This is a genomic window from Streptomyces sp. NPDC054956 (assembly GCF_053609185.1).
In genome coordinates, this window is sequence record NZ_JBSGXB010000423.1 from 1 (window position 1) to 5,380 (window position 5,380).

6 protein-coding genes and 1 pseudogene are annotated in these 5,380 nt (G+C 68.8%); 4 read left to right on the top strand and 3 right to left on the bottom strand.

Annotated features, from left to right (window positions below):
• A pseudogene (locus ACWGDE_RS35745) lies at nt 1-620 on the bottom strand (peptidase S8); the annotation flags it as partial.
• A 254-nt stretch (nt 621-874) separates the two neighbouring features.
• Between ACWGDE_RS35745 and ACWGDE_RS35750 the strand changes: the two are divergent.
• The 3 genes from ACWGDE_RS35750 to moaA all read left to right on the top strand — a co-directional run bounded on the left by ACWGDE_RS35750 (nt 875) and on the right by moaA (nt 4,110).
• A complete protein-coding gene (locus ACWGDE_RS35750; protein WP_453393239.1) occupies nt 875-1,240 on the top strand; it encodes a DUF485 domain-containing protein in 366 nt (121 codons plus the stop codon).
• Nucleotides 1,237-2,892: a solute symporter family protein gene (locus tag ACWGDE_RS35755; protein ID WP_453393240.1), complete on the top strand. Its 1,656-nt coding sequence runs from the start codon at nt 1,237-1,239 to the stop codon at nt 2,890-2,892. The genes ACWGDE_RS35750 and ACWGDE_RS35755 overlap by 4 nt, the downstream gene beginning before the upstream one ends.
• A gap of 228 nt (nt 2,893-3,120) precedes the next feature.
• Complete coding sequence (gene moaA, locus ACWGDE_RS35760) at nt 3,121-4,110, top strand: GTP 3',8-cyclase MoaA (RefSeq protein WP_453393241.1); 990 nt, start codon at nt 3,121-3,123, stop codon at nt 4,108-4,110.
• Nucleotides 4,111-4,138: 28 nt separating this feature from the next.
• Here the strand turns inward: moaA and ACWGDE_RS35765 are convergent, their stop codons facing one another.
• A complete protein-coding gene (locus ACWGDE_RS35765; RefSeq protein ID WP_453393242.1) occupies nt 4,139-4,411 on the bottom strand; it encodes a hypothetical protein in 273 nt (90 codons plus the stop codon).
• 136 nt (nt 4,412-4,547) lie between these two features.
• Entirely contained in the window at nt 4,548-4,880 is a 333-nt protein-coding gene (locus tag ACWGDE_RS35770) for a DUF3099 domain-containing protein (protein WP_453393243.1), read from the bottom strand.
• 179 nt (nt 4,881-5,059) lie between these two features.
• Between ACWGDE_RS35770 and ACWGDE_RS35775 the strand changes: the two genes are divergently transcribed.
• On the top strand, nt 5,060-5,338 hold the full coding sequence (locus ACWGDE_RS35775) for a GlsB/YeaQ/YmgE family stress response membrane protein (RefSeq protein ID WP_453393244.1): 279 nt from the start codon (nt 5,060-5,062) through the stop codon (nt 5,336-5,338).
• Nucleotides 5,339-5,380: the final 42 nt, after the last annotated feature.

Genomic DNA, 5,380 nt, shown 5'->3' on the forward strand with positions numbered 1-5,380 from the left:
GACTGGCCCTTGGAGAAGTTCGGGGCGAGATCCGGGTGGGTGTCGTCGACACCCGTGTCGATGACGCCCACCGTGACGTTCCGGCTGCCATCGTTGATCTTGTGAGCCTGGTCGGCCTTGATCGCGCGCAGGTCCCACTGGTTGGACTCCAGGGGTTCCTGCCCCGGCTCGGCCTGCGCCGCCGCCTTGGCGGCGTCCGCGTCGCTCATCCGCTGCGTCGAGCCCTCCTCGGTGGTCTGCACGACCGACAGGGGAGCCGTACGGGTGGCGCCGACCGACACGAACAGGCTGCGCTGACCGCGGAGCTGCTTGGCGAACTCCGGGTTCTGGGAGTGTGCGACGACCACCCCGATCTGCTCATACGCGATCACCACCGTGCCACCGGCTCGCTCGATGGCCTTCTTCGCCTGCTTCACGTTGCCGTGTGCCGTCAGGTTCGCGACGTACGACAGCTTGGGGCCGGAGGTGTCGGGCGTGGCGTTGGCCGCCGAGTCCGCCGTGGCGCCGAGCGGTGCGGCACTGGCCGCCACCGCGGGGAGGAAGGCGAGCGAGGCGGTGAGTGCCAGTCCGACCGGAAGGGCGAGGGCGCGCCGCCGGTGACCGGTTCCCAGATGAGCCATGGGTTCTCCACATCATCGTGAAAAATCCGTGCGGGCGCGGTCGCGCCCGACGGGTTCATGTCAGGTGAACCTAGTGCCGACGTTCGACTTTGCGCCATCAGTTCGAGAAATCAGTTTCCAAAGAAACAACGGGTGTTGAACCGTCCCGATGCGCCGGCCGTGCCGTTGACAGGGGGGATCGGCGCCACCATCCCCCCACGGAGGTTGTTTTGTCCGTCGTCCCCACCGCACCCGCGTCACAAGGAGAGTCCCCCGTGACCACCGAAGCAGCGCCGCCCCCGGGCAGCGCGGGAACGCCGCCGGCGAGCCCCGCGGCCGAAGAGTTCGTACGCGTCCAGCAGAGCGCCGAGTTCGCCGCACTGCGCCGCGCCCACCGGTCCTTCGCCTTCCCGCTCACCGTGGCGTTCATCGCCTGGTACTTGCTCTACGTGCTGCTCTCCAACTACGCGGGCGGCTTCATGGGGACGAAGCTCTTCGGCAACATCAACGTGGCCCTCGTCCTCGGTCTCGCCCAGTTCGCGACGACCTTCCTCATCGCCTGGCTGTACTCGCGCCACGCGGCGACGAAGCTCGACCCGAAGGCCTCGGCCATCAAGGCACGGATGGAGGCGGGCGAATGAGCGCCCCGCTGTACGTGGCGGTCGGCGCGGCGGCCACGGCGGGTACGACCACCGCCGCCGGCGCCTCCGATCACCGCCCGCTGATCATCACCCTGTTCGGGCTGTTCGTCGTCGCCACCCTGGGCATCACCATCTGGGCCGGCCGCCAGACCAAGGACGCCGCCGACTTCTACGCGGGCGGCCGCCAGTTCACCGGTTTCCAGAACGGCCTGGCCATCTCCGGCGACTACATGTCCGCCGCGTCCTTCCTGGGCATCGCCGGAGCCATCGCGCTCTTCGGCTACGACGGCTTCCTCTACTCGATCGGCTTCCTCGTCGCCTGGCTGGTCGCGCTGCTGCTCGTCGCCGAGCCGCTGCGCAACTCCGGCCGCTACACGATGGGCGACGTGCTCGCGTACCGGATGCGCCAGCGGCCCGTTCGGACCGCCGCCGGCACGTCCACCATCGTCGTCTCGATCTTCTACCTGCTCGCCCAGATGGCCGGCGCCGGCGTGCTCGTCTCGCTGCTCCTCGGCATCACCAGCGACCTCGGCAAGGTCGTGATCGTCTCGCTGGTCGGCGTCCTGATGATCCTCTACGTGACCATCGGCGGGATGAAGGGCACCACCTGGGTCCAGATGATCAAGGCCGTCCTGCTCATCGCGGGCACCCTGCTGATCACCTTCCTGGTGCTGGTCAAGTTCAACTTCAACATCTCGGACCTGCTGGGCAAGGCCGCCGACAACAGCGGACAGGGGGTGAAGTTCCTCGAGCCCGGCATGAAGTACGGCAAGGACTCGCTCACGAAGCTGGACTTCATCTCGCTGGGCCTGGCCCTGGTCCTGGGCACCGCCGGCCTGCCGCACATCCTGATCCGCTTCTACACGGTGCCCACCGCGAAGGCCGCCCGCAAGTCGGTGAACTGGGCCATCGGCATCATCGGCTCCTTCTACCTGATGACGATCGTCCTCGGCTTCGGCGCGGCGGCCCTGCTCAAGCGGACCGACATCATCGCCTCGAACAAGGCCGGCACCACCGCGGCCCCGCTGCTCGCCCAGGAGATCGGCGGCGGCGCGGACTCCACCGGCGGCGCGATCCTGCTCGCCGTGATCTCCGCGGTGGCCTTCGCGACCATCCTCGCGGTCGTCGCGGGTCTGACGCTGGCCTCCTCCTCGTCCTTCGCCCACGACATCTACGTGAACGTGATCCGCAAGGGCAAGGCCACCGAGCAGGAGGAGGTCCGGGCGGCCCGCTGGTCGACCGTGGTCATCGGAGCCGTCGCCATCGGCCTCGGCGCCCTGGCCCGCGACCTCAACGTGGCCGGCCTCGTCGCCCTGGCCTTCGCGGTCGCCGCCTCGGCCAACCTGCCGACGATCCTCTACAGCCTCTTCTGGAAGCGCTTCACCACCCAGGGGGCCCTGTGGTCCATCTACGGCGGCCTGGTCTCCTCGGTCGTCCTGGTGCTCTTCTCCCCGGTCGTGTCCGGCAAGCCCACCTCCATGTTCAAGGGCGCCGACTTCTACTGGTTCCCCCTGGAGAACCCCGGCATCATCTCCATCCCGCTCGGCTTCCTGCTCGGCTGGCTGGGAACCGTCCTGTCCAAGGAGAAGGCGGACCCGGAGAAGTTCGCGGAGCTGGAGGTCCGGTCACTGACCGGCAGCGGCGCCCACTGACGCCGCGACCACTGAACTGTGCCCCTTCGGCACACTGCTGCGCCCGAACGAAATGATCCGAACACCGAGCGTGGCCGTGTCGTATTTCCCTACGACACGGCCACGTCGCGTCTCGTTCTTTCGGGCACCCCTACGCGCCAGACGTGTCGCGTAGTCTCGGATATAGCGCGAGCGCTCTACCCATGGCTCCGCAAACCTCTACAAACCGGACAGGGGAGGGGGCCCACAGTGCTTCTCGACACCTACGGCCGCGTGGCCACTGACCTGCGCGTCTCGCTCACCGACCGGTGCAACCTGCGCTGTACGTACTGCATGCCCGAGGAGGGCCTGCAGTGGCTCGGCAAGTCCGATCTGCTCACGGACGACGAGATCGTCCGGCTGATCACCATCGCCGTGACCATGCTCGGCATCGAAGAGGTCCGCTTCACCGGCGGCGAGCCCCTCCTGCGACCCGGCCTCGTCGGGATCGTGGAGCGCTGCGCGGCCCTGGAGCCCCGCCCGAAGATGTCGCTGACCACCAACGGCATCGGCCTCAAGCGCACCGCGCAGGCCCTCAAGGCCGCCGGTCTGGACCGGGTGAACGTTTCTCTGGACACGCTGCGGCCCGAGGTCTTCAAGACCCTCACCCGGCGCGACCGCCACAAGGACGTCATCGAGGGCATGGCCGCCGCCCGCGACGCCGGCCTCACCCCCGTCAAGGTCAACGCCGTGCTCATGCCGGGGCTCAACGACGACGAGGCCCCCGACCTGCTCGCCTGGGCCGTGGAGAACGAGTACGAGCTCCGCTTCATCGAGCAGATGCCGCTCGACGCCCAGCACGGCTGGAAGCGCGACGGCATGATCACCGCCGGGGACATCCTGGAATCCCTGCGCACCCGCTTCACCCTCACCGAGGAAGGCTCCGAGGAGCGCGGCTCCGCCCCGGCCGAGCGCTGGGTCGTGGACGGCGGTCCGGCCACCGTCGGAGTCATCGCCTCGGTCACCCGCCCGTTCTGCGGCGCCTGCGACCGTACGCGCCTGACGGCCGACGGGCAGATCCGTACGTGCCTGTTCGCCACCGAGGAGTCCGACCTGCGCGCGGCCCTGCGCTCGGACGCCCCGGACGAGGAGATCGCCCGCCTGTGGAAGGTGGCGATGTGGGGCAAGAAGGCCGGGTCCGGCCTCGACGACCCGACCTTCCTGCAGCCCGACCGCCCGATGTCGGCGATCGGCGGCTGAACCGTTTTTCCCCGAAGGCTCGGAGCGGCTACTGCCGTTCCGAGCCTTCGGGCTGTACCCAGTCCTCCAGCTTCACGACGTCCTTGAGGAAACCGCGCACGCCCAGGAACTGGGAGAGGTGCTCACGGTGCTCCTCGCACGCCAGCCAGGTCTTGCGGCGCTCGGGGGTGTGCAGCTTGGGGTTGTTCCACGCGAGGACCCAGGCGGCCGCTTCGCGGCAGCCCTTGGCGGAACAGGAGGGCACGTCGTCGCCGGTGGCGGGCGTGCGGGTCGTGTCGAAAGCGTCGTCGAGGGGAGTCACGGCTCAACCCTAAGACGGAAAGGCGACGCCGAGCAGCCACGGGGGGAGCTGCCCGGCGTCGGTCCGTCGCTCCGACGGGGGATGCGGAGCGCGTAGGCAGTATGTCACGCAGGACCCGGTGCGGTGCACTGGAACTTCATGATTGATCTGAGCTTTTCTTGAGGTTTCCGTCGCCCAGTGCGGGACGCACCGGAGCCGGGATGAAATGCGAGGGCAGCGAGGGCGTCGACTCGCGCCCCGCGTTGGCGATGACCACCGCCACGTACGGCAGCAGGGCGCCCGCTACGAGGGTCACGATGGCCACGGGGCGCTGCACGTTCCACAGGACGACCGTCGCGACCACCGACAGGGTCCTGATGACCATCGAGATCACGTACCGGCGCTGGCGCCCGCGCACGTCCTCGTCGAGGCCCATCCGGGCCCCCGTGATCCGGAAGACCTGGGACCCGTTCCGCTTCGTCCGCTGCACAACCCACCACCCGATCGACCGCCGGACACTCCCCGGTCCGGACGCTTCCACCGTACGCCGCCTGCCCGGACGCGGGCAGAGGGGGGTGTCCCCCGAATGGAGCTGTCCGAAATGCGCCGTGGGCCGGACGGGTCGAGACTGGGCCCACATGCGCACAACGCGCCAGGAGGAGGCTCGACATGGGTTGGTTGTGGGCGATCATCGTCGGATTCGTACTGGGTCTCATAGCCCGGGCGATCCTCCCGGGCAAGCAGCACCAGCCCCTGTGGCTGACCACCGTCTTCGGCATCGTCGGCGCGGTGCTCGGCAACGCGGTGGCCACGTGGATCGGCGTCAACGAGACCAAGGGCATCGACTGGATCCGGCACTTGCTGCAGCTTGCCGGAGCCGTCGTCGTCGTCGGTCTCGGTGACCTCGTCTACAACGCGGTCCGGGGCAACAAGCGGCAGATGACCTAGACGAGGCACGAGGCACGGCGAAGGGGCCGGCCCGGACGGTGC

Coding starts and splice junctions, on each gene's coding strand:
- ACWGDE_RS35755 (WP_453393240.1), top strand. CDS start 1,237: ATGAGCGCCCCGCTGTACGTGGCGGTCGGCGCGGCGGCCACGGCGGGT.
- ACWGDE_RS35775 (WP_453393244.1), top strand. CDS start 5,060: ATGGGTTGGTTGTGGGCGATCATCGTCGGATTCGTACTGGGTCTCATA.